We start from the raw sequence: 26,110 nt of genomic DNA on the forward strand, positions 1-26,110 counted from the left end.
TCCTATTACTGCATATTCAGGATCTAATCCATTGGAAAAGAAAAACGACAAGTTGGGACCAAATTTGTCAATATCCATCCCCCGGCTAAGGTAGTATTCAACATAGGTAAAACCATTTGACAGGGTAAAAGCTAATTGTGTAATAGGATTTGCACCGGCCTCTGCAATGTGGTAACCCGAAATCGATACAGAATAAAAATTCCTTACGTCATTAAGAATAAAATATTCCTGAACGTCCCCCATAAGTCTCAGTGCAAATTCCGTTGAAAAAATACAGGTATTCTGAGCCTGATCTTCTTTCAGGATATCTGCCTGGACCGTTCCCCGTATTGTTTTTAACGTCTCTTGTTTAATGGTTTTGTAAACTTCAGGGGCAAGTACTTTATCTCCGGTTATACCCAGTAAAAAAAGACCAAGGCCGTTATTTCCCGCCGGTAGAGGGCCCTGATATTTTGGCCTGTTTTTTGAATCTCCTTTATAAAATGTTTTGATTTTTGATTCTACCTCCTTTTCAAGGCCATTTTGATGGATATATTTCTCGCAGTTTTGATCAATTGCAGCATTAATGAAGTAACCCAATAGCATTGGTGCAGGTCCATTTATGGTCATACTAACTGATGTCATAGGATCACTCAGGTCAAAACCGGAATACAACTTCTTGGCATCATCCAGACAGCACACAGATACGCCAGCATTTCCTATCTTTCCATAAATATCAGGTCTGTGATCAGGATCATTACCATAGAGTGTCACAGAATCGAATGCAGTGGACAATCTCTTGGCAGGCATATCCAGGCTTACATAATGAAACCTTCTGTTTGTGCGTTCAGGTCCTCCTTCACCGGCAAACATCCGTGTGGGATCTTCACCCGTCCTTTTAAAAGGGTAAAGTCCGGAAGTATATGGAAATTCCCCCGGTACATTCTCCTGTAATCGCCATTGAAGCAGATCACCCCATGCTTTATACCCTGGTAAAACCACTTTGGGAATAGCCAGGCCTGAAAGTGACTCCACATGTGTATCTATTCGTATTTCTTTATCTCTAACTTTAAAAACATAGGCAGGGTCTTTATACCTATTTACCAAACCATCCCAGTTGAGTATAATCTCCCAGTTATAAGGGTCAAAATTGAGTTTTACCCGGTCAAATTCAATTAATAAAAGTTGAATTAAATTATCTTTTTCACCTTCCCCGGAACTATCCAAACCGAAAACTTCTATTCCGGCACTGGTCAACTCTGGTGCAGTCTTGGAAAGACCTGCTATCGTTTTGTAAATTCCATACAGTTGCTGGGCAACTTCTGCCTGATGTGAAACTTTAGTATCATAAGATTTAATGCTTTCCACAATCTCTGAAAGATATCTTGTCCTGGCTGGAGGTACAACAAATACCTTTTTATCCATTTCCTGGCTGACTACCAGGGTCGAAACCAGATCTGCATTTGCCTTTTCGGTTAATTGTTGCATAATCGCTTTATATAAACGATTCATGCCGGGGTCATTAAATTGTGAAGCTATGGTTCCAAATACAGGTAAGGTCTCTTCATCTGTTTCCCATAGACCATGATTTCGTACATATTGTTTCTTTACATCCCTTAACGCATCCGGTGCTCCCCTTTTATCAAATTTATTTATAGCCACGAGATCAGCAAAATCGAGCATGTCAATTTTCTCAAGCTGTGTTGCAGCGCCAAATTCGGGAGTCATAACATAAAGCGAAACATCACTATGTTCAATTATTTCCGTGTCGGATTGGCCTATCCCCGAGGTTTCAAGAATAATAAGATCAAAGGCCGCTGTTTTTAATACTTCAACAGCCTCATTCACATATTTAGATAATGCTAAATTAGATTGTCGTGTTGCCAGGGATCGCATATACACCCGATCATCATTAATTGCATTCATTCTGATCCTGTCTCCAAGAAGAGCTCCTCCTGTTTTTCTTTTAGAAGGATCAACAGATATCAAACCAATAGATTTCTCTGGAAAGTCTCTTAAAAATCGTCTGACCAGCTCATCAACTAAACTAGATTTTCCTGAACCTCCCGTACCTGTAATTCCCAACACTGGGACGTTATTGTTATCCTGACGAATTCCGGAAAAGAGTTTTTCAAATTCAGAAGGTCTGTTTTCTGCAAGACTTATGAGCCTTGCAATAGTCTTTGGTTGTTTTTCCTTTAATGCTTTGATCAGCGTAGTTCCACTATCCAGTTTTAGGTCGGGAACCGGGGTATCACTTTTTTCTACAAGATCATTTATCATTCCCTGTAATCCCATTGTCCGACCATCATCAGGTGAATAAATCCTGGTAATCCCATATTTCATCAAGGCCTCTATTTCCTTTGGCAGAATTACACCTCCGCCACCGCCAAATATCTTAATATGACCAGCCCCACGGTCTTTTAAAAGGTCGTGCATATATCTAAAATACTCATTATGACCACCTTGATAAGAAGTCATTGCTATGGCATTGACATCTTCCTGTATAGCGCAATTTACAACCTCATCAACACTTTTGTCATGGCCTAAATGAATGACCTCTACTCCTGTAGATTGAATAATGCGCCGCATGATGTTAATGGCTGCATCATGACCATCAAACAGAGAAGCCGCAGTAACTACTCTTATTTTATTTTTTGGTTTATAGACTTTATTTTGTTCCATTGATAATTTTTGGGCTTCATTAGGTTAGCAATTTACGGAAAATGCAAAAAAAATTACCTTGTAATCAGAATTTTATAAAAATCATTAGTTTCACCAAGCCTCTGTTCCTAATATTATAATTTTATAGGCTTAAATATATCATTTTGAGAAACACAATTCTTATCCACTGTCCGGATCAATCGGGAATAATAAGTGCAATAACCGGGTTTATCCACAACAAAGGAGGAAATATCGTTTATCTGGACCAGCATGTTGATGAGGAGCTCAGTGTTTTTTTTATGCGTTTGGAAAGTGAATTTTCCAACAAAACGATTGAATTTTCTAAATTCAAAGAGGAGTTCGAGATGAAATTGGCTCTTCCATATGAGATGAAATGGAGCATACATCCTGGAAACCTGAAACCAAGAATGGCCATTTTTGTCTCTAAATACAATCATTGCCTTTATGACCTGCTCAGCAGATATAAATCGGGTGAATTAGAAGTGGAGATCCCTTTCGTCTTAAGTAATCACGCAGATGCTAAACATATTGCTGAACAATTTGAAATTCCTTTCTACTTTGTCCCTGTAACCAAAGAATCCAAAGCTGCGGCCGAGAAGGAACAGTTAGAACTTTTAAAATCGCATAAGACAGATTTCATAGTACTGGCCCGATATATGCAAATATTAAGCAGTAAAATTATAGACCATTTTCCAAATAAAATAATCAACATACACCATTCCTTTCTTCCTGCGTTTGCCGGAGCTAAACCTTATCATGCTGCGTTTGAACGCGGTGTGAAAATCATTGGAGCAACAAGCCATTATGTTACCGAAGCTCTGGATGCAGGACCCATAATTGAGCAAGATGTCACCATGGTATCTCACTCACATCGGGTGAAAGATTTTATTGCCAAAGGACGGGATCTGGAAAAAATTGTACTTTCCAGAGCCGTTCAACTTCATGTAAACAGAAAAACCATGGTATACAATAATAAAACTGTTATTTTCTCATAAAATCATTGGGAAGCAGCCCTTTTTACACCGCAAATTATTTAGTATATTAACAGAATAATATTTTACAAAGATTCAGGCTTATGGTTAAAATAGCGGTTTTAGGGCCAATACCAAGAGATACTATTTATACACACCAGGACGAGGTAATACAGAAATACGGTTGTGTGACCCACCCGGTAATTGCTTTATCCAAACTATTGGGTGAGGAAGGAAGTGTTATTCCAATCACTCATGTTCATCAAATAGATTTTGATCCTATTTTGGAAGTCTTTGAACCTTATTCAAATATTGAAACTACCCATATTGGAAATAAGGAAGATAAAGGAACTGTTATAGAACTGAGGTTTTTGGATCAAAATAATCGATTGGAGAAGCAAACGGCTTGTATGAAACCCATTTTGCCTGAAGATATCTCAGATTTGGATGATATTGATGCCTATGTTTTTGTTCCCATTACAGACTTTGAGATTTCACTTAGCACCCTGAGGTATATTAAAAAGCATAAAAAAGGATTGATAATCTTTGATGCTCATGGGCCAACTACCACAATGAGCATGACCGGAGATCGGTACCGAAAGTTCTGGGTGGATATGGATGAATGGCTTCCCTATATTGATGTTCTTAAAATGAATCTTGAAGAATCTCAGGCATGTTGGTTTAAAAACGAATACGAATATGAGGAAATGACGAGTTATGAAGAGGACAAAACCGATCATTTAGATGCAATGGCAGAACACGTGCTGTCTAAAGGGGTCACATATTTTTATGTTACCCTAGATTCAAGAGGTTGCGTTGTGTATTACCGGGAAGATAACACTACTGTGAAAAAATTTATAAAATCTGTTTTTATGAAAGATGTTATAGATACTACAGGATGCGGAGATTCTTTTGCAGGAGGTTTGGCTTATGGGTTTTCTTTGTACAAAGACCCTATTAAAGCCGCGCAATATGCAAATACCCTTGGTGCCTTGCGGACACAAGGGAAGACTTTTGAGGTTTTTAAAAACAAGACAGAAACCAACAAATTAATTTCAGATCATTATTGAATAGCTGCCTGGCATCCTTAACAAGGAACAATTCATCCAATTATCATCTGCTTTTGCAATGAATTGGGTTTAATTTTGAGTATTAGTTGAATTTTTCTTAAAATCCTTGCAATAAACAGGAAATATTAACGTTAAATTTTTGAAGGTGAATCACTACAATTTCCAAACTTTTGTAGTTCTGTTAACTTATAAAGCAGATATCCTTGAACGAATTTTTTGAGTTAGTATTTTTTGAGTTAGTTAGTTTAAACCGGTGGAAGCACCGGTTTTTTTATTCCAAAAGAGCCTTAATAGATTGATTAATCTAATTTCTTATACAATCCGTCAAAAGCAACATTTACAGCCGTACCATTATCCATGATTTCCCAGAGTTGTCTTACTGTTCCATCTTTATTTAAGGTCCAGGTAATTTTATTGACATATTTCTTGCCATCCTTATGCTCAAAAGGTAAAGATTTCATTATCATTTGATTCTCTATTCTATTTCCTGTAAGTTTTAAATGACTACCGGAATTATCAACCCAAAGTTGCTCCCACTGCCCCGTTTTATCGTTATAAAAATTTAAACTGGTACCCGTGTATTGTCCTTTGGCTCCAATCCAATTTTCCGTTAGCACGCAGCCGTCCTGCATTTTTACTATTGTATTCTTACCCGCAAAGGTTCCATCTTTATTGGTAACTTCCCACTTGCCTTCCCAAAAATCGAAATCGTCATGGTTTTCGGAACAACAATTACACTCTGAAGATTGTGCCAAGCTGCCAAACCCCGCTGTAAGAAAAATGACTATTAATATTGAATATTTCATGTTTAAAAATTGAGTATGGATTGTTTGCTATAGTGAATTAAATAAGGTCTTATTTGTGATTCGTTTTTGGCATTTATGACTAAACCAAATTACCTGCCTATTCTTATCTTTTTGAAGGCATATTGGGTATATATTCAACAAATTAGTTAAAAATTAGACAAATCACCTGATTTTTAGGTGAATACACGCACTACCGAACATCCAAACCTTCCTTTTGGTCGTATATTTGTAAGAACAAAGAATGTGACCATGGATAATCAATATTGTAAAGTTGGAGCTATTACTCCAATAACAAGCGGACAAAAGGCCTTAGCCCTAATAGAATTTCAATATCAGAATTTTTTAAGCAAGGCATCAGACTTTAAAACTACGGATGATAAGCTTGCCGCATTTTTTGAACTAAAGGCACGAAAGCTTAAAAAACTATTGGAGAATTTTGTGCAGTAATACTTAATTCTTTCTGAGTTCCTTTGCCATTTTATTCTGTAATTTTGCAGCTTTTTGTGCAGCCATAATTGCAAAATCCTTTTCGGCTGATGCGTAGATAATACCTCTTGAAGAATTAACCAATAACCCAACATTTTTATTCAAACCATATTTACACACTTCTTCCAGGCTTCCACCCTGTGCTCCTACCCCGGGCACTAAAAGAAAACTATCTGGAATTATTCTTCGGATTTCAACTAAATGACTCGCCTTTGTAGCTCCAACTACATACATTAGGTTTTGAGCATTTTTGTATGACCTTGATGTTTCCAGAACTTGTTCATACAGCGTCTTTTCCCCAATTTTTTTTGTTTGAAAATCAAAGGCTCCCTCATTTGAGGTCAGTGCCAGGAGAATAGTATGCTTATTCTCAAACGATAAAAATGGCTCAACAGAATCTCTACCCATATAGGGGGCAACGGTAATAGAGTCAAAATTCAAATCTTCAAAAAAAGCTTTTGCGTATCGATATGAGGTATTCCCGATATCGCCTCGTTTTGCATCCGCAATAGTAAAAAGTTCAGGGTAATATTCATTGAGGTATTCAATAGTTTTACCCAGGGCTTCCCAACCCACTGAACCATAAGCCTCGTAAAAAGCAATATTTGGTTTATAGGCGACACAAAGGTGATGGGTAGCATCAATAATAGCCTTATTAAATGAAAATATTGGCGATTCTTCATTCAGGAGATACGCTGGTATTCTTTCCAGGTCGGTATCCAGACCTATACAGAGAAAGGATTCTTTTTTGTGGATTTGCTCAACTAAGTGTTCAATTTTCATCCTGAATTCTAAAAAATCTCTGAGGCTTCTTTTAGTTTTTCGGTATTATCAACCAACATCAACTCGTCAATAATCTTTTGAATATCTCCGTTGATTATATTCTGAAGATCGTAAAGCGTGAGGCCTATCCTATGATCTGTAACCCTTCCCTGCGGATAATTGTACGTGCGAATCTTAGCGGAACGATCTCCGCTACTAACCTGTGAATTCCGTTTTGCCGCGTCCTCCTCTTGTCTTTTAGCCAGTTCCATATCGTAAAGTCGGGATCGCAAAACTTTAAAGGCTTTATCCTTATTCTTATGTTGCGATTTTTCATCCTGACACTGAGCCACCAAACCCGTGGGAATATGTGTTAATCTAACCGCAGAGTAGGTTGTGTTAACGGATTGTCCTCCCGGACCTGATGAACAGAAGAAATCTATACGCACATCCTTAGGGTCTATTTGAACATCAAAATCTTCGGCCTCAGGTAAGACCATCACTGTTGCGGCACTGGTGTGAACACGGCCCTGTGTTTCTGTCTGAGGTACCCGTTGTACACGATGGACTCCCGCTTCAAATTTAAGTGTCCCGTAGACATCATCTCCACTAACTTCAAATTGAATTTCTTTATAACCTCCACTGGTACCTTCACTCAAATCAATAATATTCGTTCTCCAACCTTTAGACTCGCAATACTTGGAATACATTCGGTAAAGGTCTCCTGCGAAAATACTGGCCTCATCTCCACCTGTCCCTGCGCGTATTTCCATCACTACATCTTTAGCATCTTCAGGATCTTTTGGAATTAATAATAACTTTATTTCCTCCTCCAATGCGGGGAATGCCTCTTTAGCCTCATCCAATTGCATTTTTGCCATCTCAACCATCTCTGCATCACTGCCATCATTAATGATTTCCTCAGCTTCGTTCATATTATTGGTCAGCTCAATATATCGATCTCTTTTATCGATAAGCAAACGTAAATCCTTGTATTCTTTATTAAGCTTTACATAGCGTTTTTGATCTGAAATTATATCAGGTTGAATTATAAGGTCTGATACTTCATCAAAGCGCTGTTTAACAATATTTAATTTATCTAACATGCAATCATCTCTTAGGAATGCGAATTTACAAATTTTTAAAGGTATTTTACCCTCTTCATAAGTAAGATAGGAAGAGTTCTTATAAAAATAAAATAAGAAAATTTATTCTTCTGTGTCGAGAATTATCCCATTGCTTTTAAACATCTGGTTATAGCTGTCCACAATTACTACTTCGGTATCACCCAACTGATTTATTAAAGAAATTCCTTTCTCCTTACCTAAAACATAGACTGCAGTAGCCAGAGCGTCACAAAGTTCCGCACTTTTGGCAAGTATGGTTACCTTGCTTATTCCGGTGGTTGGATATCCGGATTTTGGATCGATATAATGTGCGTATTTCTTGCCGTTAAAAGTTACATACCTATCCAGATTACCTGTAATTGACACGGATGATTCTATTAGTGGCAGCCAGGTAAATATTTTGCCATTACTTCTTGGGTGATCCACGCCTATTAACCATTTCTCACCAGTAGCCTTTGTCCCCCAGGTCGATATATCTCCTGAAGCATTAATCATTCCGGCAGGAACCTGTTTGGATACTAATAGTTCCTTAACCTTATCTGCAGCATAACCCTTTCCAATTGCCCCAAAGCCAATCTTCATTCCTTTCTCTTTTAGAAATACAGTGTTTTCAACCCTATTCAGAATGATTTTTTTATAACCTACTTTGGAAACTGCCCGACTGATCTGTTCCGGAGTTGGAAACATGGACATTGAACCATCAAATTTCCAGACCACTTCCATTGCCGCAACAGTAATATCAAAAGCGCCATTGGTAAATTCAGAAATCTGAATAGAACGTTCGATTAATTTGTAAAGCTCGAAGCTAACCTTGACAGGCTTTAAACCGGCATTCCGATTAATTTCTGAAGTCTCTGATTCAGGATCCCAGGAAGAAATCAATTTTTCTACGCGTTTGACTTCCGCAATGGCCTCTTGCAGATTAATATATCCAATTTCTTCATTTTGTGCTACCACCGTTAGTTCAAAGGGACTGCCCATTAATCTAACAGATCTCTTAACAGTGACATACTTCTTCGCCTGACCACAGACTGAAGTCATGGTAAGAATACCAAAAAGTAATGCCACCAAACTCTTCACTTACTATGTTTTTTTTAGTTGTGAAAATATTGGGCGTACAGTTGTATAATTCTTATCATTAGAAAAAAAAGTACAAGAAAAAACGAAAAGATTTAGGGCCAAACTTTTCACGTAAATATAAAAATGTGACTAATCCGTAACTACTCAAAAACCCGAAGTATATTACCGTTTAGTTCTGTGTTAAACGTTTTAAGCGGATTGTTCGTAATTGTGTTTAAAGGAGCTCCATTTTGATCAAATTCTGATCCATGGGTGGAGCAACGAAAAATCCCTCCATTATCATCCAAAAATCTCACCTGATCTGTTTGCTGATGACTACATATCTGACTTGCCGCTATAAAATTACCTTCAAGGTTCTTAACCACTACCACGTCATTCTTTAAAATAAAATCACCGTTATTCTGCAATCCTAAACCTTCCTGCGAATTAAGATCTATAGTAAAGTCAACACCAGTAGGTACGGGTTTCGTTTCCAGTTCTCCATCATCATTTGAACAACCATTAATACACGAAAAAGTAAGCGCAAAGGCCGCCCCCGCTCCGAGGCTTCTTAAAAATTCCTTTCTCTCCATAACATTTATTTTTTTAATGCATATATAAAATTTCAACCCAGGAATCGGGCTAAAAACTACTATAAAAAGAACGCTTTAAAAGAGGGATTCGTATACCCTAATAGACAAACGTTCCGTATTCGCTTTTAATTGTCAGCTTTTTTGAAGTATTTGGCTCTACATAGCCCACAATCCGGGCATCTACCTCAAACTCGCGGGAAATGGCTATCAGGTCTTTTGCAACGCTTTCCTTCACATAAAGTTCCATGCGATGACCACAATTAAAGACCTGATACATTTCTTTCCAGTCGGTACCAGATTGTTCCTGTATTAATTTAAACAATGGTGGTACGGCAAACATAGAATCTTTAACAATATGGAGGTTATCTACGAAGTGAAGAATCTTGGTCTGAGCCCCGCCACTGCAATGCACCATACCATGAATATCTTTAGAATCGTATTTCTGAAGAATTTTTTTAATGATCGGAGCGTAGGTTCTGGTAGGAGACAATACAAGTTTACCGGCATCCAGCGGAGAATCCTGGACAGAATCGGTAAGTTTTACCCCTCCTGAATACACCAATGCCTCCGGAACATGCGAGTCATAGCTCTCCGGATACTTCGTGCTCAAATATTTTGAAAAAACATCGTGCCTTGCCGATGTAAGTCCATTGCTGCCCATCCCCCCATTATATTCCGACTCATAGGTTGCTTTTCCATACGAAGCCAAACCAACAATTACATCCCCCGGACAAATATTCGCATTATCTATAACATTAGCTCTTTTTAGTCTTGCTGTTACCGTAGAATCAACAATTATAGTGCGTACCAGGTCTCCAACGTCTGCGGTTTCTCCACCGGTACTATAAATAACTATCCCGTGTTCAGCCAAATCTTCAATTAATTCCTGAGTGCCATTAATTATCGCCGAAATGACTTCTCCCGGAATTAGGTTTTTATTTCTTCCAATTGTAGAGGATAAAAGAATATTATCTGTTACCCCTACACATAAAAGATCGTCCAGGTTCATGATTAGCGCATCCTGGGCAATACCTTTCCAAACAGACATATCCCCTGTTTCTTTCCAATACATATAAGCGAGTGAAGATTTTGTGCCTGCGCCATCTGCATGCATTACCAAACAGTACTCTTCATCTTTGGTAAGGTAATCCTCTACAATCTTGCAAAATGCCTTTGGAAATAAACCTTTGTCAATATTTTTTATGGCATTATGCACGTCTTCTTTTGAGGCAGAAACTCCTCTTTGGTCATAACGTTTGCTGGTAGACGGATCCATGGCTTTTGGTTTCCGCAAAAATAGGGTAAACCACAAAAAAAGCCCACAAAATGTGAGCTTTAATTATTGGTTTATTTTATAAACAATAGTTCCCGGTATTTTGTGAGTGGCCAGGACTGATCATCTATTATTTGCTCCAGCTTATCGCAATGGTATCTTATTTTGTCAAAATAAGGACGAACATTATCACAGTAAGCGAAAGCCTTCTTGTTCAGGTCATTTAATTTGTTGGCAATCTTTCTGGCATTGGTCATATCATCGGTATTCTTTTTTAGTTCAACCATATGCTCAGCAATTTGTTCAATAAGAGTGAGATGCCCTTCAGATAATTTTTTATGTGCCGCTCCATAAATTTCTTTTAAGCCCAGAACATTTTTAATTAATTTATTTTGGTATTCAATAGCCGAAGGAATAATATGGCTATAAACCAAATCATTAAAGATCCTGCCTTCAATTTGAGTATGAAGAATATAAGTCTCTAATTCAACCTCCTGCCTTGCTTCAACTTCAACGGTACTCATTACTTCGAGACTATTAAAAAGCTCCAGGCTTTCTTTGGAAGTCATTACCTGAACTGCAGAAGGCGTAGTTTTATTATTACTCAACTTCCTTTTTTTAGCTTCTTTTTCCCAATCAGCACTATAACCATCCCCGTCGAAACGAATTCTTTTTGAAGACTTGATATATTCTCTTAATACATTAAAAACGGCCTCGTCCTTTTTTAATTTCTTTTTATCAATTAAAAGATCCACTTCCTTTTTAAACGCCTTTAACTGATGTGCAACAATGGCATTTAGTATTGTCATTGGTTTTGCGCAATTGGTTTTGGAGCCAACTCCTCTCATTTCAAATTTATTACCGGTAAAGGCAAATGGCGAGGTTCTATTTCTATCTGTATTATCGAGTAAAATCTCAGGAATCTTTCCTACCACATTGAGTTTTAATTCTGTTTTCTCTTCGGGGGAAAGCTTTCCTTTCGAAACCCCTTCCAATTCATCCAGGACATTACTTAGTTGCGTACCGATAAAGATTGAAAAAATTGCCGGTGGAGCTTCATTTGCACCCAGCCTGTAATCATTACTGGCAGAAGCAATTGAAGATCTCAAGAGTTCCTCATAAGTATCAACGGCTTTAATTGTATTCACAAAAAAGGTCAGAAATTGGAGGTTTTTCATAGGTGTAGAACCAGGGCTTAAGAGATTGACTCCGGTATCTGTTGCCAGAGACCAATTGTTGTGTTTCCCGGAACCGTTAATACCAGCAAAGGGCTTTTCATGAAAAAGAACTTTAAAGTTATGCCTGTCGGCTACTTTTTCCATAACATCCATGAGAAGCAAATTATGATCAACCGCCAGGTTGGCTTCTTCAAAAACCGGAGCCAGTTCAAATTGATTTGGTGCTACTTCATTGTGCCTGGTTTTAACAGGAATCCCCAGCCGGGTGCATTCTTTTTCCAGTTCCCTCATAAAATTAATCGCCCTTGAAGGTATTACTCCAAAATAATGATCATCCAGCTGTTGTCCTTTAGCTGCCAGATGTCCGACAAGTGTCCTTCCTGTAAGAACGATATCCGGGCGAGAACTGGCCAGTGCTTTATCAATTAGAAAATACTCCTGTTCCCACCCCAGTGTTGCGTGAACCTTGGAGACATTTTTATCAAAATATTTAGCCACGGCGGTAGCTGCCATATCTACCGCATGTAAGGCCCGCAAAAGTGGAGCCTTATTATCGAGGGCCTCCCCGGTATAGGACACAAAAATTGTAGGGATACAGAGAGTTGTTCCATAAATAAATGCCGGAGATGTTGGATCCCAGGCGGTGTACCCCCTGGCCTCAAAAGTATTTCGTATACCTCCACTTGGAAAACTGGAAGCATCTGGTTCTTGCTGTACAAGTTGAGCACCTCCAAATTTTTCCACCGCTCTTCCATCTGCTAACAGATCAAAAAAAGCATCGTGCTTCTCTGCCGTAGCTCCCGTTAAAGGCTGAAACCAATGGGTATAGTGCGTTGCACCCATAGAGATAGCCCAGGCTTTCATAGCTTCCGCGACCTGATCGGCAATTTTTCTATCAATTTTCGAGCCTGAGAAAATAGCCCCTTTTACACTTAAATAAGCATCCTTCGTAAGATACTGAAGCATTCTTTCTTCATTAAAAACATGGGTTCCGAACAATTCTGATCGCCTCCCTGTTTCTGTAATGGGAAACGGTTTATGTTGGTAACTTTCTTTGATTGCATTGAATCTTAGTCTGGACATATACTGGATTTTATAAATTGATTAAAGCAAAATTAAACAATTCATAGAATAATCGCTGAATTATAAAAATATTGCAAAATCCCCTCAAAAAATTGGGGGTGTTAATAATTATGTCGAATTTTTTGATAAATACCCCCTATTTTTTAATAGATGTATTTAAAATATTCTATTTTTGGAAATCGTAAATTGAAAAATTAACATCGAAGATTATGAGCAAGACAAAACTGGAATACATTTGGTTGGATGGCCACGAACCAACTCAGGAACTAAGAAGCAAAACAAAGATTGAAGAAGATTTTAGTGGTAAATTAGAGGACTGCCCATTATGGTCTTTTGACGGTAGTTCCACAGAACAGGCTGAAGGCGGTTCTTCAGATTGTCTGTTGAAACCGGTCGCTATTTATCCAGATCCGGAAAGAGCTAATGGATTTTTAGTAATGGCAGAAGTGTTAAATGCTGACGGAACACCGCATACATCGAATCATCGTGCTCAAATTGATGATGATGATGATGACTTCTGGTTCGGATTTGAACAGGAATACTTTTTAATGGATACTGAAACGGATTTACCTCTTGGGTTTCCACGTGGTGGATTTCCTGGTCCACAGGGTAAATATTACTGTTCCGTAGGTGGAAGGTACACCTGGGGACGAGATTTTGTAGAGGAACATATGGATATATGTATTGCTGCCGGAATTAATATAGAAGGTATTAATCAGGAGGTTGCTCCGGGACAATGGGAATTTCAGTGTTTTGCCAAAGGCGCTAAAAAAGCGGGCGATGAGATCTGGATTGCTCGTTATCTATTGAATCGTCTCACTGAAAAATATGGCTATTATATTGAATTACATCCAAAACCTGTTAAAGGGGATTGGAATGGCAGTGGAATGCACGCAAACTTTTCCAATACTACTTTAAGAACATGTGGTTCTAAAGAAATATATGAAAGAATTTGTGAGGCTTTCAGGCCAGTGACATCTGATCATATAGACGTTTATGGTGCTTTTAATGACGAAAGACTTACGGGCTTACACGAAACAGCATCTATTAAGGATTTCAGTTATGGCGTTTCAGACAGAGGTGCTTCAATCAGAATTCCGATTATAACCGTTGAAAAAGGTTGGAAAGGATGGCTGGAAGACAGAAGACCAGCTTCTAACGGAGATCCGTATAAAATAGCAGGCCGAATTATTAAAACTGTTAAGTCAGCAAATATTGAAGCCGTAGCAAACTAAATTTTCAGAATTATATTTATAAAGCCGCCTTTAATTCCTTAAAGGCGGTTTTTTAATTATCTATAGTCTTTAAAGGGGTATTCATCCATAATTCAGAGAAATCATCAGGTTTAACTATGGGTTGATTTTCAAAAATAGGCTTATCCTTTGTCATATACAGACTGTCTTCAGGTCCTGTTGCATAAGGCTTTACCTGCTGGACAAAAAATTCCCTAAACTGATTGAAATTACCGTAGGTCGGTGTATTTATTTCGTTACCCTCCTCATCAATAATACTTTTGACCTCAAATGAAAACAACTTAAGATCTATCATATCATCCTTATTTCTATAACTATTCAATTCTTTGAAGAATGATGAACTTTCAGCAACAGTTCTAAATTTTGGATAAAGGTACGCCCGTTTTTTTTCCATTTCAATCTCCTCCAATTTAATCCTTTTACCTTTATATTTTAAAGAATAAAACCTGGTGATGACGGCTGATCGCCTTTCAGGTTCCTTGTTGAAAATGACTACAAAACACAGTTTGTTTAAATCTAAGGACATTTCCTCTATTTTGAATTTAGGAGGCTCCATTAACCTAAATGTATTATTAAAAGAAATATAGTTTAAAAACATTTTATTATTTACTCTTTGATATTCTGTGATAACTTCAAAAATCAGCTGTTCTTCAGTCTCGTTTTTATTTCCATTATTGCCAGGTATTGTTTTTAATCTATCATAAACGGCATACTCCATTTTATATATGGAGAAATCTCTTTGGGAAATATATAATGTACCATAACCATAATGTCGAGGACCCTGCTTTCTAAAACTAATATTATATAAAGGTTCATTCGCTAAATAAGTATTCTTTTCTCGCGAAAAACTATGATTTTCAACAAAATCATATTTTAATCTATGCACAAACGAGTATGAATCCATGTCATAATTTCGCAAGGCATCATGGATTCGCAAAATGGTGAATTCATTTCCTCCATAATTCCATAAAAACGCATTATCTATAACCTTTAGACCACTTTTATAATTATAGGGCTTTTGAGCTATGGTGTCCCTTTGAAAATCCATGTTTTCCCTGTAATCATATATCCGTATGGAAGTGGATTCATTATCCGACGTATCAAAACCTTCATCAAAAACTCCTAAAATAGCTTCGTTAAGATTGATATATTGACTTTCTTTTTTTTGATAATCGCGATAATAACCAACTGTTGCAAAAGAATACAGAGGATAATTCGCAGGAACTGCTGTTATGGCCTTCCTGACTATCTCAATTGCAGAAAGCTTCCTTCTTTTCTTAGCTGCAACTTCAACTTCCTGAAGTTCTATGGCTTTGGGAAAGAGCATTATTATGTTTATTTGCTCTGAAGTTAATTCTGATATAAGGATCTTTTGTTCCCTGAAACCCATTGAGGTAATCTCAAGTATTTCACCTATTTCTTTGAATTTCATGGGTATTGCGAATCCGCCGTCATCATTGGAGATTACACCTATTGCCTTGTTCTGAATACGGATCGTTGCAAAGGAAACAGGTTCTTTAGTTTCAGCATCTATGACTTTTCCATAAAGGAATTCTGGCTGCTGAGCGCAACCAACGGACCATGCAAGAACGGTAAGGAGCGAAAAGATTAGAATGGTTCTTAATCTCATAAAAATTACATCAATGGGCTATAACTCAGAATAATGTAAAATATAAAAATAGCGCATATAAGGCAATTAAAATAATTCCATCCCGCCATCCAAGCCGCAGGCCTTTTGGAAAGAATACCAGTGGAAGGATAATAAAGGAAACCCCAAGCATCCACCAAATATCACTAGTCAGAAGACCCTGATCAATAACATTTATTGGCGTTATCATTGAGGTTATTCCCAACACGGCTAATAAATTAAAAATATTGGATCCGATAAGGTTTCCAACCGATATGGACTTTTCCTTTTTAATTATGGCAATTAGTGATGCGGCAAGTTCGGGGATACTTGTACCCACGGAAACAACCGTAATTCCGATAATACGCTCGCTCACTTCATAGAAAGTAGCCAATCCAACAGCACCTTTTATAAGAAATTCTGAACCTCCCCATAGAGCAGCCCCTCCCATTCCCAGAAAAAGCAACGCTTTATACAGCGGCAAGGGTTTATCATCCTCATGAAAGTCATCAACAATAGCTGACTTTTGAAAACGAAGTAAAAAAATCAAAAACAGAAATAGAAAAAGGAGCATAATGGCACCTTCATAGCGCTGTAGAATACCATCAAAATAAACAAAACCAAAAAATAAGAGCGAAGCAGCCATCATCACCGGCCAGTCTGTAATATAAAAAGCTTTTCGCACATCAATCTGACCGAACAGTAATACTATGCCCAATACTAAGCTAAGGTTGGCAATATTCGATCCTATAACATTTCCCATTGCAAGGTCCGGAAAACCTTCCATTGCCGCATTTATGCTTACAATGAGTTCCGGAGTGGAGGTGGCAAAGGATACGATAGTCATCCCGATAATGATCCTGGGAATGTTCAGTCGAAGAGAGAAAGCGACAGCCGATTTCAGTAACCAGTTGCCTCCAAATATTAATAGAGTCAAACCAACTGCGATAAACAAAAAATTCAACATCAGAAAGATTTTAGCAAATATAGCAGAATGAGGCCGGAACAAAGCCGTGCGTATCATTAAATTAACACCCCCTTTTCAAATAAATCCGAGATGATTTTTTACCTGCTAACGATGACTTTGATTTGTATTGTACGTCCATTAAAACCAAAAAAATAGTTAAATAACTATAAAAATAGTTGTTTAACTAGATTATTAGTAATACGTTTGAATAAATATAATTGCATCATGCAGAAACTCACCAATAAAGAAGAGGAAATAATGAAAATCCTCTGGAGATTAGAAAAGGCATTCGTAAAGGAAATCAAGGCCGAATTAAAGGGAAACAAGCCTCACTATAATACCTTATCAACAATAGTGCGTAACCTGGAGGAGAAAAATTACGTTTCGCATGAAGCATTTGGAAATACACATCGCTATTATCCTTTGGTCACCAAAGAAGATTACAGAAAACGCTTTATCTCTAATACTCTTGCAGATTATTATGACAATTCCTATAAGAGCATGGTGTCTTTTTTTGCAAAGGAGCAAAAGATATCCATTGAAGAGCTCAGGGAAATTATAAAACTAATTGAAAAAGAAAACTAGATGGAAGCATTAATGATTTATCTTTTAAAAGCCTCGGGAATACTCATTCTATTTTATTTAGTCTACCAGGTATTTCTAAAAAAGGAGACATTTTTCCGGGTCAACCGCCAATTTTTACTGGTAGGTGTTATTGCTGCCTTTGCTTGCCCTTTTATCGTTATTAATAATTATGTGGAAATTACAGCCATACCTCTTACTACAGCTAATTCCTCTGCTGTAAATGCCGCTTTTGAATTAAATCAGCCCTTATTTAATTGGTTGGATTTAATTTATACAGTTTATGGTATAGGTATGCTTATACTTGGACTTAAGTTTGTCCTGCAAATCCTTGCCATTAGGAAAGTAATAGCTTCCAATAAAATCATTAAAAAGGAGGGTTACGTCTATGTAGAAACCCATAAGGACATTGCCCCTTTTTCATTTTTCAGGTATATTTTTTACAATCCAGGCAAATTTAATGCTCTGGAACTTGAAGCAATTTTAAAGCACGAACGCGCCCATAGTTCCCAGCAACATTCCCTCGACTTACTATTGGCCCATATGGTTACCATAGTTATGTGGGCAAATCCTTTTAGTTGGCTATACAAGAAAAATATTGAACAAAATCTTGAGTTTTTAGCAGACGACACGGCAATACAAAGTGTTGCATCGGGCAGGGCATATAAATATGCTTTGCTTAAAGTATCCGGAAATCAATTTTTTACACCAATCACCAATAATTTTTACAGTTCATTAATCAAAAAACGAATAATCATGTTACACAAATCAAAATCACACAAAAGAAACGTACTTAAAATGGCGTTAATCCTGCCTGCTTTGGCCGTTTTTCTCTTAAGTTTTAACACGCGTACGATCTACGTGCCACAGACAAAAGCTGATACCAGTTCTGCCCTAATATCTGCAGAAAGTCCAAAAACCATTAAGATCTTAATAAATAAGGATACCTCAAATGAAGAACTGGAGGACCTTAAAAAAGAGCTTTCCGCCAAGGGTATAGATTTCTCCTACACCGTTGTACACAATGAGAATAAAGAGATTATAGAACTAGAAATTGACATGCGATCTGATAGCAAAGACGGAAAAAAATTCAGGGGTTCCTCTTCATTCGAAAATGATGGAAAACCCATTGATCCCATTACCATTGTTTATGATGAAGATAACAACTCCTTTTTTATGGGTGATACTAAGTCAAAACACAAGGTTATCCATAAGGAAACTGATGTTAATACCTGGGTGTTTAGTGACGATGCGGAGCACAAGCATGTTGAAATAAAAATAGATGATGGCAAGGAAATAATTATTGTAAATGGCAAAGAGGTTTCTCGCGAAGCCTTTGAGGAAATGGAGGAAGAAGACGAGATGCACGGAAAGCATGTACGGATAGAGAAAAAGATCTCAACTGGTGGACAAACCAAAGTATTTATAATAAAGGATACGGATGATGAAGATGATATTGAAGTAATAAGTAAAAAAGGTAACGGATTCTTTTTTATTGATACAGATGATGATAAAGATCAACTCTATATTATTGATGGCAAAGAAGGCAGCAAAGAAGATGTTAAGTCACTATCTCCGGAAAAAATTGAAACCATAAATGTCTATAAAGGCGATAAGGCTGTTGAACGGTATGGGAATAAAGCAAAAGATGGCGTAATAGAAATTAAAACCAAAAAGGAGAACTAGACTACTGAAAGTACCTAAATTTCATATATGCTTAAAATACCGGTCACATTTCTGCCGGTATTTTTTTATTCCACAACGGAATAGCCAAAAAAGGTGTTTTTTACCTATAAAAACCCCTTACATTTCAAAAAACATGGAAAATACCCCCTATAAATGTTACATTTATACACTATTTGAATATATTTTTATTACAAAATAAAACTTTGAGCAAGGCAACAACAACCAATTTATAATACATTCCATTATTTTACTTACAATACTGCATTCAATCGCATTAATTATTGTTGATTTCCTTGGAGAGGTGGATGGGTTTGTAATATCTTCGATTAATATTTAATCAAAAAGATTTTTTTAACCTTTTAAAATAGCAAGTTATGATCACTATTGCCAAGATAATTATTTTTGTTTTGGTATCTCTGATACTAATAATAACCTAATAGCTTATTAGGACGTACTTATTAAAAATAAGCTCCCTTTGCCTTTCCTTTACATTCTGTATAAGATAGTATATTTGCAAAAAGCCATACATGAAAAAAGGACTCTTTAAGCTTCTTGCCAAGATTAATAAGCTAATATTACCTTCCTTTACTAAAAAGAGATTAGACCTTTCCAAAGCCTCCAAGTACCAAATGGCAATTATTGGCTGGCGTTACTTTGTTACTACCAATGCGCTGGATTAATAATTTACCAATGATTTAATCTGGTAACCATCTAATTTAGCCGCACCTTTAAGGTTCAGTAACTGCAGCAAAAAATTACATTGAATTACTTTTCCACCTAATGCTTCCACCAATTCACAAGTGGCCTTTGCAGTCCCCCCGGTGGCTAAAACATCATCATGTATAATTACGTTTTCGCCGGGCTGAATGCTATCTGCATGCATTTCCAGAGTATCTTTCCCATATTCCAGTGAATAGGTTCTGCTGATCTTATCCGACGGTAATTTACCCATTTTTCGAACAGGAACAAATCCGGCATTTAATCGTGATGCCAGTATGGGAGCAAAGAAAAAACCCCTGCTTTCCATTCCAACAACCTTATCTACTTTCACATCACCAATCATTTTTAGCATGGCTGCTGCTGCAGCCTGCAGGGCATCTGCATCTTTTAAAAGGGGGGTAATATCCTTAAAGGTCACCCCCTTTTCGGGGAAATCATGAATATCTCTGATGTAATTTTTAAAATCCATTTATTTGATAGCTAGTAATTTTGCCCTAAATGTAAAAAGAAATATATTTGCAGCCCCGTTGGGGAACATAATAATAAGGCCTCGTAGCATAACTGAATAATGCACTTGATTACGGCTCAAGAGATTACAGGTTTGAATCCTGTCGAGGTCACGAATAAACCACAAAAAAGTGGAAATGCAAGCGAGTTTCAAAAAGGAGCTCGCTTCTTTTTTGAAGTAAAGCGAAGGGTTTCCTTTTGTGGTTTTCAAAGCGGAGCTTTGTCAGGAAAGGCGTTAGCCAATCCTGCAATCTTTTCAAAGCGGAGCTTTGTCAGGATCATGATCCGCCAACTGGCGGAGTATAATCCTGTGAGGCAGGATGCCAACGCACCCGCCACGCCTTCGCGTAGCCGCTATGGCAGAGCAAGGTGGCCCTTCACTATCAAAGGTCTACCAGACCTTTGACTACCGTTCAGTCCCCTGTTGAGGTCACGAATAAACCACAAAAAAGTGGAAATGCAAGCGAGTTTCAAAAAGGAACTCGCTTCTTTTTTGAAATAAAGCGAGGGGTTTCCTTTTGTGGTTTTCAAAGCGGAGCTTTGTCAGGATCATGATCCGACAACTGGCGGAGCATAATCCTGTGGGGCAGGATGCCAACGCACCCGACAGCCCTTCTCGAGGTCACTAAAGTATAACGTAACTAATTACTAAATAAATAGTTACGTTATGCTTTAATAATAAGACCTATTTAGTCCATAAGTTTAAAAATATTCAAATCTCCTTAGGAATATTGCTATACTTATCCAGGCTGTCTCCTTCTTTAAACTGTCCTATGCCTAGTATCTCATCCCATTTTTCAAGTTCCTTCTCAATCCTAAATGGTTTTATACTCTATTTAGACCAGACATAGAGCTCATTTTATTTAAAACATAAAATTAGTCGTTGAACAACGAGATCTTATAAGGATTTGTAATTCAACGACTAAATAACTTTTACTTTTGCACTTTAGTGGTAGTTGGGGTATAAATACCAAATGTAATAGTGCCTAAAAGGCCATCAACAAAGGTATGAACTTCTGTTACCTCAAAATCTTTGGTATCACCGGCCATCTTCTGTGGTTCTGAAACTTTCCCCGGAACTAAACCAAAAAGAAAGAAATTGTTCTTTTCCGTGACATTTACCCCTGTTTGAGGCCCATTTCCAACAACATACTTATGAGAGTAACAAGAACTCATCATTATGGATAAAGTTGTTGAAATTACCAAAACACTTAAAAATCGCTTCATTATTTTATAATTTTATGATGCCTACTTCGTTTTATATGGTCTCTTCGGCATATTCCGACCTTTAATTTTTAGTACTGTTTAGAATAACAAGGTTGGACGCAACTTACCTTTGAATAAATAACATTCATTATTTATTCTTAATAGGTAATTGATAAAAAGATGCAATGATAGATCAATTTTGATTAATATCAAGGTTAAAAGGAGGTTTTGTATAGAAATCAATGCTTTAAAAGGATAATTATAATTGGATTAGATGGATTTATACTATGATCTGATTTATGATTTTTTAAGGAGTTTTTTTATATCAAATCTCCTGGGTTAAACTGTCCTTTGCCTGTGATCTCATTTTTTTAATATCCCATTTTATTTCAACAAAGAACATATCTAAGGCATAAAGGACATACTTCGTATTATCATCTAAAAAAGTATCCAGGAACTTGCCTTTGGCACATACTGTGTCGTATTGCACATCATTGGAAAGCATTTTGTATTCGTAGAAAGTCATTAGCCTAAATTAATTATGTTGAGGGCAACTAATTTGCAGGATTGCAATAATTGTAAAAACACCGCGCTGTAGGGGCAACAAAATTAGTAGTAGTGGTTGGTCTTTTTTAACATAGGATGGAGACTAGGAGATAGGTGGTAATTGACATTTTAGCCTTTCGTTATTTTCCTTCTAATTCTTTTTCAATTTTATCAATAAGCAAGTTTGATTTTTTTTCCAATTCTTGAATTACACTCAAGTTCACTTCGACTACTAATTGATAGAGCAGCATTACTGTCTCAAGATTGATGTATTCTATTGAACGCGGGTTGGTTAGCCAAGACCAATCTATATATTCTAAATTTCGTTTTTCAATTACCCTATTTAAAGTATTAATCCCTCGTATACCGTAATACGACATTAGTAAACGATAAAATTCCTCATTGTCAGAATTTAGTTTTATTAATTGATTGTCAGCGTATTGGAAATAATCTTTTATATCTCGAACAATTTCTTGGTTATCAAATTCTAATTTTCTTCCAGAGTTAAACATATCCAAGAAGGCTATTTTATTTACACTTAAATAGTTCATTGAAAGTCTTCCTGCCATAAGTTGATCATATCGAGTAATTTTTTTTGTGTTACCATCTAAAACGGTATCCAATATATTTTTGATTTGTAAGAGCCAATCATTGTATTCTGTTTGTAAAGATTTAAAATTTTGTATATCCTTTTCAAGGTCTAGTTTGAGAACAATAAGTAGCCTATTACTTTCTGACTTGGACTTTTCTATCTCATTCCAATTATTTATTTGCAGTGCAATCAAAATGCCAATTATTACGAGGACAATCTCACCAACGGCATACCTCATGTATTTTAAAGGCTTGTTATCGTTTGCGAGTTTCTTCCGTATTTTTCTATAAAAGTTGATCATGGTAAGGAAGTGGTTGGTTGTTCTTTCTAAGGTAAGGAATTTTTGTAAGTGACCTTAAATCGTATTTCTTAACCCCAATGGAAAAGTCAAAACGGAAAAAATTGTGTGTGTCTGTTTAGACTTTCATTTAAGATGGTCTTTGGGGGGGGTGATTAGAGGCTTTTTAATCCCTTTTTCACAGACCAGAACCTTATCTTAGTTTTTGTCAATTTTGTTAAGCGAAATAGCCCATTTATGGACATTATTTATCAACAAAAAAAGGGGCATAAAAGCCCGATTGAAGTGCGTTTATCTGTGGTTATAGTGTTGCTGTCTAACACCCCGTTTAAGCGTTTGGGTATGGGCGTTTTAACCCGTTCTAAGACGTCTTAATAAGTTTGGATAGGTTTATATGTTTTCATTGATTTGGTGCTTTATTGTCATTTTATTCTGAGTTCCTTAACTGCAAGTAGTACTTTAAGGCTATCTATATGAGTATTCAGGTTAATGATGATAGGATTCTCTTCATTGGAAGATTTAAGTAAACGAACTTTCTCTCTTTCTAGGTCAGCTATCCTAATCTCTAATATATCTCTTCTATCTATAGATATTTCTGTTGTCTTAATTTCCTCCCTACAGCTTACCAGGAGCATAAGGAAGGATAATATTACTATTGTTTTCATGTGTTTAAATTAATAATTATAAACCTAAAGATGATTAAAATAGTTTTTATATCTCTTTAGGCACATTACTATATTTATCTAGACTATCCCCCTCTTTAAACTGTCCTTTACCTATGATCTCATCGTTCTCTTCATCCCATTCCACCTCGACAAAGAACTGTTTAATTGTTGATCAGAGATTTTTCCAATTTTTTTAATAAAACTTCTCCAGTTTCAATGACCTCTTGTAGTTTGACTACCTGAAACTGGCATATTCCTGAAACCCTTACAAATGATGGCAGTAATTCCTCCCGATAATTCCAAATCTTATTAAATATTTCTTTATTAATTTGAATCTTCTCCTTCTTTACATATAATGCGCCTACGTATTTAAAAATGATGATTACTCCTCCGTCATTTATTAAAGGAACATTCAGTTTCTCCCTGGTATTTACAAATTCCTTCATAGGATTTAATACAAAGTTATCCCCCAATTTATTGACTTCGCTATAAAAAACAAACAAGTCATCAGTAAGGTTTTTATTCTTTAGCAAATTAAGGTCGCCAGATTGTTGAAGTTGTGTCCATGTTATAGGTTCTCTGTACCAAGGATCTAAACCTGAACCATATGAATAATCTTGCAAATATTGGGCTGTATCCTCTACAACTGAATTACCAGATTGCCATTGTTCAATAATCCTATTAAGTCCTTTGCTTCTATCAAAAAAAATGTCCCTAAGATCTTTCAAATAATTAAGCTCACTCCTTACTTCATCTGTTAGACGTATAAGGTATCTTCTTTCTTCCTGGTTGTTAATTCGATCTGCATTCCAACTATTTATTTGCAGAGCAATTAATATCCCTATAACAACCAATACAATCTCCCCAATAGCATATCTACTATACTTGAAGAATTGATTGTTCTTGGCTAAACGGTAGCGTATTTTACGGAAGAAGTTGATCATGTGAAGTTAAGGTTGGCGGTTACTTCACCAAGTTAATGAATAATCTTAAACAGTTTAAAACTAAATGAATAAGGACAATTTAAAGTCCTCCACATTAGATAGAGTAACAGAAGTTTTAGTGGTTGGGGCTGATATGGCACCATAAATGAGGTAGCCTCCTGCTTAGTAGGCACTAAAATTCCATTGGGGATTGCTCCTGTTGGCTCAGGAAATGGGTTGGCCTCAAACCTGGGTGTTCCAAGGAATCTGAGAAGGGCATTGAAGATAATAAAAGGGCGGCACATTGTAGAAATAGATGCAGGCAGCATTAACGATAATTACTTTTTCAATAATACAGGGGTTGGTTTTGATGCCAGCATAATCAAAAACTATGAATCTTCAGAACGGCGTACGCTAATTGGTTATCTGAAAGCCTGTTATACATTGTTATGGAGCTATTTTACTTCAAAAGTCAGAGTCGCCCAATTTGATTCATAGTCGAAATTCTCCTCTTTACTTTCGAGCATATGAATAGTTGCAATATACCAATGCCCTCCATTATCGATTGTAAAACTGACCTCTCCTTTTTTGCTTGTCCGCAGGGAAGTCTCCTCTTTACCTTTCTCTTCAAGGTTCTTGCGTGAGCTTACATGTACCGTTTGGTTGCCAAGAGGTTCACCCAAATACAAAAGTTTGAATGACATTATATCTCCAACTGAAAGGTTGTAAGGATTTTTTAGTGGAATAAATTCGATTGGGTAATCTAGCTGAGTTGAAAAGTTGTCTGTTCTTCTTTCGTCAACCTGAAATATGGCTTTCACATGTTTGGAATATTTTTCATTAGCAACTTGGTTAGAAATCCCTTTGGTTTTTCTATCCGAAATCACCTCTGTCAAACCTTCGTGTTCCAGGTAATTAGTAAAATCTTCTCCGCTGAGTTCGATAGTACTTGGTTTTGTTGAAACCCCAGCCACATAGGTACCGGTATTACCTGTTTTAAATTTTAAAAAGGTGATTTCACCTTTATCATAGTAATCATCCGAGGAGGGTTTAAAATCATAATTAGGACCAAGGATTTTTGGATTGATAATTCTATCTCTTGTTATCACATTTTCACTTTCGTCAAATGTTCCATTAATAAGGTAAAGTTCTCCCAGGCTATTTTCCTCAAAAAAATAGCTATCAGACTTTAGAAATAGTTCGTGTGACGATAAAAGGAAAAATAGGGTCAATAGAATTAATGTAGTCGATGTTCTTCTCATTTCAGTACTTTGATTTATGCTTCATTACGCGTTTGTATAAGATTAGCTGCGTATAGTCTAAGATAGCAAAAAGGAAATAATCCATGGTTCAGCAGCTAGGATTTTCTGTTAGTAAAATGAGACGCAATGAACTCCACACCTTGTTAGTTAGTGTTTTTTCATCCAATGGCGTTCAAGTTTTAAATATTAATGGCGGAAGATTAT

25 protein-coding genes and 1 tRNA gene are annotated in these 26,110 nt (G+C 36.8%); 9 read left to right on the forward strand and 17 right to left on the reverse strand.

Features of this window, described 5'->3' with window-relative positions; genetic code table 11:
- The coding region (locus WBM60_RS11690) for a methylmalonyl-CoA mutase family protein (RefSeq protein WP_424283118.1) at positions 1 to 2,664 on the reverse strand (2,664 nt) is incomplete at its 3' end.
- 143 nt (positions 2,665 to 2,807) lie between these two features.
- On the opposite strand from WBM60_RS11690, the gene purU reads away from it, so the two are divergent.
- Together purU and WBM60_RS11700 are read left to right on the forward strand one after the other, a co-directional pair.
- Positions 2,808 to 3,659, forward strand: coding sequence for a formyltetrahydrofolate deformylase (purU, locus tag WBM60_RS11695; protein ID WP_424258691.1), 852 nt, complete (start codon positions 2,808 to 2,810; stop codon positions 3,657 to 3,659).
- 80 nt (positions 3,660 to 3,739) lie between these two features.
- Positions 3,740 to 4,705: a carbohydrate kinase family protein gene (locus WBM60_RS11700; RefSeq protein ID WP_424276741.1), complete on the forward strand. Its 966-nt coding sequence runs from the start codon at positions 3,740 to 3,742 to the stop codon at positions 4,703 to 4,705.
- A gap of 299 nt (positions 4,706 to 5,004) precedes the next feature.
- On the opposite strand, the gene WBM60_RS11705 is transcribed toward WBM60_RS11700, so the two are convergent.
- The gene (locus WBM60_RS11705; protein WP_424258695.1) at positions 5,005 to 5,511 is read right to left on the reverse strand and encodes a hypothetical protein; all 507 of its coding nucleotides are present in this window, start codon (positions 5,509 to 5,511) and stop codon (positions 5,005 to 5,007) included.
- A 177-nt stretch (positions 5,512 to 5,688) separates the two neighbouring features.
- Between WBM60_RS11705 and WBM60_RS11710 the strand changes: the two genes are divergently transcribed.
- Positions 5,689 to 5,958, forward strand: coding sequence for a hypothetical protein (locus tag WBM60_RS11710; protein ID WP_424258697.1), 270 nt, complete (start codon positions 5,689 to 5,691; stop codon positions 5,956 to 5,958).
- Positions 5,959 to 5,961: 3 nt separating this feature from the next.
- Here WBM60_RS11710 and pyrF read toward each other — a convergent pair whose 3' ends face one another.
- The 6 genes from pyrF to WBM60_RS11740 all read right to left on the reverse strand — a co-directional run bounded on the left by pyrF (position 5,962) and on the right by WBM60_RS11740 (position 13,072).
- Positions 5,962 to 6,780 (reverse strand): orotidine-5'-phosphate decarboxylase, encoded by an 819-nt coding sequence (pyrF, locus tag WBM60_RS11715; RefSeq protein ID WP_424258699.1) that lies wholly within the window; start codon positions 6,778 to 6,780, stop codon positions 5,962 to 5,964.
- Positions 6,781 to 6,788: 8 nt separating this feature from the next.
- Positions 6,789 to 7,865: a peptide chain release factor 1 gene (gene prfA / locus WBM60_RS11720; RefSeq protein WP_424258700.1), complete on the reverse strand. Its 1,077-nt coding sequence runs from the start codon at positions 7,863 to 7,865 to the stop codon at positions 6,789 to 6,791.
- A gap of 102 nt (positions 7,866 to 7,967) precedes the next feature.
- The gene (locus WBM60_RS11725; RefSeq protein WP_424258701.1) at positions 7,968 to 8,966 is read right to left on the reverse strand and encodes an FAD:protein FMN transferase; all 999 of its coding nucleotides are present in this window, start codon (positions 8,964 to 8,966) and stop codon (positions 7,968 to 7,970) included.
- Between the two features lie 140 nt (positions 8,967 to 9,106).
- Entirely contained in the window at positions 9,107 to 9,538 is a 432-nt protein-coding gene (locus tag WBM60_RS11730; protein WP_424258703.1) for a ubiquinol-cytochrome c reductase iron-sulfur subunit, read from the reverse strand.
- Positions 9,539 to 9,635: 97 nt separating this feature from the next.
- Entirely contained in the window at positions 9,636 to 10,814 is a 1,179-nt protein-coding gene (locus tag WBM60_RS11735; RefSeq protein WP_424279366.1) for an AIR synthase related protein, read from the reverse strand.
- 71 nt (positions 10,815 to 10,885) lie between these two features.
- Positions 10,886 to 13,072 carry a glutamine synthetase III gene (locus WBM60_RS11740; protein ID WP_424278781.1) on the reverse strand — a complete coding sequence of 729 codons (2,187 nt, stop codon included), beginning with the start codon at positions 13,070 to 13,072 and terminating at the stop codon, positions 10,886 to 10,888.
- Between the two features lie 209 nt (positions 13,073 to 13,281).
- On the opposite strand from WBM60_RS11740, the gene WBM60_RS11745 reads away from it, so the two are divergent.
- Positions 13,282 to 14,307 carry a glutamine synthetase beta-grasp domain-containing protein gene (locus WBM60_RS11745; RefSeq protein ID WP_424261669.1) on the forward strand — a complete coding sequence of 342 codons (1,026 nt, stop codon included), beginning with the start codon at positions 13,282 to 13,284 and terminating at the stop codon, positions 14,305 to 14,307.
- Between the two features lie 52 nt (positions 14,308 to 14,359).
- On the opposite strand, the gene WBM60_RS11750 is transcribed toward WBM60_RS11745, so the two are convergent.
- Together WBM60_RS11750 and WBM60_RS11755 are read right to left on the reverse strand one after the other, a co-directional pair.
- A complete protein-coding gene (locus WBM60_RS11750) occupies positions 14,360 to 15,955 on the reverse strand; it encodes a carboxypeptidase-like regulatory domain-containing protein (protein ID WP_424276625.1) in 1,596 nt (531 codons plus the stop codon).
- A 25-nt stretch (positions 15,956 to 15,980) separates the two neighbouring features.
- Positions 15,981 to 16,919, reverse strand: coding sequence for a calcium/sodium antiporter (locus tag WBM60_RS11755; RefSeq protein ID WP_424264288.1), 939 nt, complete (start codon positions 16,917 to 16,919; stop codon positions 15,981 to 15,983).
- A 225-nt stretch (positions 16,920 to 17,144) separates the two neighbouring features.
- Between WBM60_RS11755 and WBM60_RS11760 the strand changes: the two genes are divergently transcribed.
- The 3 genes from WBM60_RS11760 to WBM60_RS11770 all read left to right on the forward strand — a co-directional run bounded on the left by WBM60_RS11760 (position 17,145) and on the right by WBM60_RS11770 (position 19,867).
- The gene (locus tag WBM60_RS11760) at positions 17,145 to 17,504 is read left to right on the forward strand and encodes a BlaI/MecI/CopY family transcriptional regulator (RefSeq protein WP_424264286.1); all 360 of its coding nucleotides are present in this window, start codon (positions 17,145 to 17,147) and stop codon (positions 17,502 to 17,504) included.
- Positions 17,505 to 19,187, forward strand: coding sequence for a M56 family metallopeptidase (locus WBM60_RS11765; RefSeq protein ID WP_424276627.1), 1,683 nt, complete (start codon positions 17,505 to 17,507; stop codon positions 19,185 to 19,187).
- A gap of 527 nt (positions 19,188 to 19,714) precedes the next feature.
- Entirely contained in the window at positions 19,715 to 19,867 is a 153-nt protein-coding gene (locus WBM60_RS11770) for an SsrA-binding protein (protein WP_424261337.1), read from the forward strand.
- Here the strand turns inward: WBM60_RS11770 and WBM60_RS11775 are convergent.
- Positions 19,864 to 20,376, reverse strand: coding sequence for an adenine phosphoribosyltransferase (locus WBM60_RS11775; RefSeq protein WP_424261339.1), 513 nt, complete (start codon positions 20,374 to 20,376; stop codon positions 19,864 to 19,866). The two genes, WBM60_RS11770 and WBM60_RS11775, sit on opposite strands and share 4 nt — an antisense overlap.
- A 77-nt stretch (positions 20,377 to 20,453) precedes the next feature.
- Between WBM60_RS11775 and WBM60_RS11780 the strand changes: the two genes are divergently transcribed.
- Positions 20,454 to 20,527: transfer RNA gene (locus WBM60_RS11780), tRNA-Arg, on the forward strand.
- Positions 20,528 to 21,347: 820 nt separating this feature from the next.
- Here the strand turns inward: WBM60_RS11780 and WBM60_RS11785 are convergent.
- The 5 genes from WBM60_RS11785 to WBM60_RS11805 form a co-directional block, all read right to left on the reverse strand.
- Positions 21,348 to 21,641 carry a Bor family protein gene (locus WBM60_RS11785; RefSeq protein WP_424262313.1) on the reverse strand — a complete coding sequence of 98 codons (294 nt, stop codon included), beginning with the start codon at positions 21,639 to 21,641 and terminating at the stop codon, positions 21,348 to 21,350.
- A gap of 304 nt (positions 21,642 to 21,945) precedes the next feature.
- Complete coding sequence (locus WBM60_RS11790) at positions 21,946 to 22,146, reverse strand: hypothetical protein (protein ID WP_424262311.1); 201 nt, start codon at positions 22,144 to 22,146, stop codon at positions 21,946 to 21,948.
- Between the two features lie 160 nt (positions 22,147 to 22,306).
- Entirely contained in the window at positions 22,307 to 23,059 is a 753-nt protein-coding gene (locus WBM60_RS11795) for a DUF6090 family protein (protein WP_424262309.1), read from the reverse strand.
- 419 nt (positions 23,060 to 23,478) lie between these two features.
- Positions 23,479 to 23,721 carry a hypothetical protein gene (locus WBM60_RS11800; RefSeq protein WP_424262307.1) on the reverse strand — a complete coding sequence of 81 codons (243 nt, stop codon included), beginning with the start codon at positions 23,719 to 23,721 and terminating at the stop codon, positions 23,479 to 23,481.
- A 161-nt stretch (positions 23,722 to 23,882) separates the two neighbouring features.
- Positions 23,883 to 24,665 (reverse strand): DUF6090 family protein, encoded by a 783-nt coding sequence (locus tag WBM60_RS11805; RefSeq protein ID WP_424283119.1) that lies wholly within the window; start codon positions 24,663 to 24,665, stop codon positions 23,883 to 23,885.
- A gap of 141 nt (positions 24,666 to 24,806) precedes the next feature.
- On the opposite strand from WBM60_RS11805, the gene WBM60_RS11810 reads away from it, so the two are divergent.
- The gene (locus WBM60_RS11810; RefSeq protein WP_424262315.1) at positions 24,807 to 25,142 is read left to right on the forward strand and encodes a diacylglycerol/lipid kinase family protein; all 336 of its coding nucleotides are present in this window, start codon (positions 24,807 to 24,809) and stop codon (positions 25,140 to 25,142) included.
- On the opposite strand, the gene WBM60_RS11815 is transcribed toward WBM60_RS11810, so the two are convergent.
- Positions 25,100 to 25,906 (reverse strand): DUF4198 domain-containing protein, encoded by an 807-nt coding sequence (locus WBM60_RS11815; RefSeq protein WP_424262303.1) that lies wholly within the window; start codon positions 25,904 to 25,906, stop codon positions 25,100 to 25,102. The genes WBM60_RS11810 and WBM60_RS11815 overlap by 43 nt on opposite strands.
- Between the last annotated feature and the right edge of the window lie 204 nt (positions 25,907 to 26,110).

This window comes from Eudoraea sp., from assembly GCF_049669105.1.
GTDB lineage: Bacteria > Bacteroidota > Bacteroidia > Flavobacteriales > Flavobacteriaceae > Eudoraea.